Consider the following 2,667-nt stretch of genomic DNA (forward strand, 5'->3'; position numbering starts at 1 on the left):
TTCCACGGCCACCTCCACCTCCGTCCCCGGGGCGTGCTTGCGGGCGTTCGTCAACCCCTCCTGCACGATCCGGTAGACCGTACGCGCGGCCGCGTCGGGGACCGCCTCGTCACCGATCCGGACCTCCGCCGCCACCCGCATCCCCGCCCGGCGCGACTCCGCCACCAACTCCGGAACGTCGGACAGCCGCGGACTCGGCAACTCCCCCACCGGCGCCCGCAGCACCCCGATCACCTCCCGCAGGTCCTGCAGCGCCTGGTGGGCGCTCTCCCGGACCACCCCGGCCGCGCGCGCCACCTCCTCCGCCGGGGCATCGGGCCGGAACTCCAGCGCCCCCGCGTGCACGCTCAGCAGCGACAGCCGGTGGCCCAGCACGTCGTGCATCTCCCGGGCGAGCTGCTCGCGGGCCTGCGACTGCGCCTGCTCCGCACGCAGCCGCGCCTCCTCGACGGCGCGCTCGGCCCGCTCCCGCAGCGACTCCATCAGCTGGCGGCGGTGCCGGATGGACAGCCCCCACCCGATCGCGGCGACGTAGATCACGCCGGCGAGCAGCATGAGCAGCAGCACCGGTATCCGCGGATCGGCGTGCAGCCCCGCGTACGCCGGCACCAGCAGCAGTGCGAGGGCCCCGATCGCGGCGGTCACCCGAGCCGGCCGGTGCACGGCCACCGTGAACAACGCCACCACCGCCGCCCCCGACACCGTCGCGGAGTACGCCGACAGCGCCGTCGCCACCACGGCGAACCCGAGCGGCCACCGGCGGCGCAGCCACACCCCCGCACACCCCACGACACCGGCCGCCACATCGGCGCCGAGCAGCCACCCCGACAGCACCGTCTCGCTGAACTCCGCCAGACCGAAGGCGATGGCGAACAGGAACAGGGCGGTGTCCACCGCCCAGTCGCGCGCACCGCGCCGCCGCGCGGGCCCGACCCGGGAACCCTTCATGGGCACCGAACCTACCGGCCGCGCACCCCCCAACAGCCGCACCGCCAACGGCCGCACCGCCCTACCGGTCGGCGAGGTCGGGGCCCCGGACTCCTGGGCGGGACGCGCCGCCTCCGGACGGGCCCGTGTCGGGGACGGCGGCCGGTACGGTGGTGGCATCGCCGACGCCCCGGCCCGGTTCGGCCGCCCGGTTCGACCGCCCAGCGCTCCGCCGACCGCCCCGGCGCCCCCGTTCTGTCCGATCTGGGCTGCGTCATCCCGTCGCATGCGCTAACCGCCCATACCGGTTAGCGACACCGGCTAAACTGGTTACGTGACAGGCGGGGTGCGAATGCTGACCGGACCGGCCGGTGAGCACTACCGGTTCGACCCGGGCGGGTTCTGGCTGGAACTGCTGGTCACCGGCGGCCCGGGGCCGCACCGCCACCACGAGATCCTGCACACCCCCGACGACCTCGCCCACTGGCTGGTCGACTCCCGCCTCGCCGCCACCGCGCCCCTCACCCGCGACGACCTGCGGATCAAGGCGATGGAACTGCACGACATCAAGCGGTTCCGCGACAGCATGTGGGCGGTGGCCAGCGGACTCGCCCACGGGCGGCCGCCCACGCCCGCGCAGCTGGCCCTGCTCAACGAGGGCGCCGCCGCCTCCCCCCGCCCGCGTGTCGACGTCGCGACCGGAGCCCGCGCCTGGCACACGCCCGTCACCGGCGTACAGGTCCTCGGCGCCGCCGCCCGGGAGGCCATCGACCTGCTCACCAGCGGCGCCGCCGCCCGCATCCGCGAGTGCGCGGCACCGGACTGCCATCTCGTCTTCCTCGACACCTCCCGCCCGGGGAACCGCCGCTGGTGCTCCATGGAGCGCTGCGGCAACCGCCGCAAGGTGCACGCCTACCGCGCCCGCCGCCAGGCCGGATAACGCCCGGCACCGCCGACCGCGCGTCCGTCTCGGCTGGCGGAGAACGCGGGTCCCACCGCCTCCAGGTACCGCCCCGAGCTGCGCAGGTTCCGCCCAGATGGACGGTTCGCCCGCTGCGGCCACGGGAGGCGCCAGGGGCGGGTCCGCGCCCACCTGGTCCCGGGGCCCTGCGCCGTGGGCGCGGGCGGTGCGCCGATCAGAGCCGGGTGGCTGGCGGCCGTGTGGGGGGGCGGATCGGCTGGTCGTGCCGGGGCGTGGTGGTGCGGCGCCCTGGTCGAAGCTTCTCGTTCCTTCACCGGAGCCGGCGGGGTGAGGCCGTTACTCCGACTGCGGCTTCTGGTCCTGGGCCGCACCGATGAGCACAGGGTGCTGGCGTTCACGGCCCCATGGGCGGGCGTGGAGCGCGGCGTCGCCCGCCTCACCGGCTGGTGGACCCCGCACGGCTGACGCCGCGGCCCGCCCGCCTGCGGCCCCGGCCCGTCCGGTACCGCCGACCCCCTCGGTGCCGCACCGGCGGCCCACGAGGGACCGCGACCGACCGCGCCGCCCGTCCCCGCCTAAGTTCTGTTTCTTGGAAGGTCTGCGGGGTGGGCCGGTGCTCTGGTGCCGCGTGTCGACGTGGTCCGGCGCCATGACCTCACCGACGCGGAGGGGGGCCTGCCCGCCCCGCTCATGCCCGCCCACCTCCGCAAAGGCCAGCGGTGGGCCGACCACCGCGGAACCGTCAATGCCATCCTGTTCCGCGCCCGCACCAGGACGGGGGTCCCCTGGCGGGGCCTGCCCGAGCGGGGGCCGGGGAG

General features: G+C 76.0%; 4 protein-coding genes. 3 read left to right on the plus strand and 1 reads right to left on the minus strand.

Going from position 1 to position 2,667, the window contains the following annotated elements; genetic code table 11:
* Window positions 1-948 (minus strand): sensor histidine kinase (locus DEF28_RS26200; protein WP_114400871.1); only part of this gene is annotated, 948 nt, incomplete at its 3' end.
* Between the two features lie 313 nt (window positions 949-1,261).
* Here DEF28_RS26200 and DEF28_RS26205 point away from each other — a divergent pair.
* The 3 genes from DEF28_RS26205 to DEF28_RS26210 form a co-directional block, all read left to right on the plus strand.
* On the plus strand, window positions 1,262-1,867 hold the full coding sequence (locus DEF28_RS26205; RefSeq protein WP_233515555.1) for a CGNR zinc finger domain-containing protein: 606 nt from the start codon (window positions 1,262-1,264) through the stop codon (window positions 1,865-1,867).
* A gap of 309 nt (window positions 1,868-2,176) precedes the next feature.
* A complete protein-coding gene (locus tag DEF28_RS27760; protein WP_158562926.1) occupies window positions 2,177-2,314 on the plus strand; it encodes a hypothetical protein in 138 nt (45 codons plus the stop codon).
* Window positions 2,315-2,470: 156 nt separating this feature from the next.
* On the plus strand, window positions 2,471-2,667 hold a 197-nt coding region (locus DEF28_RS26210; protein WP_394340381.1), incomplete at its 3' end, for a transposase.

Origin of the sequence: Marinitenerispora sediminis, from assembly GCF_003336425.1 — a bacterium.
Lineage (GTDB): Bacteria > Actinomycetota > Actinomycetes > Streptosporangiales > Streptosporangiaceae > Marinitenerispora > Marinitenerispora sediminis.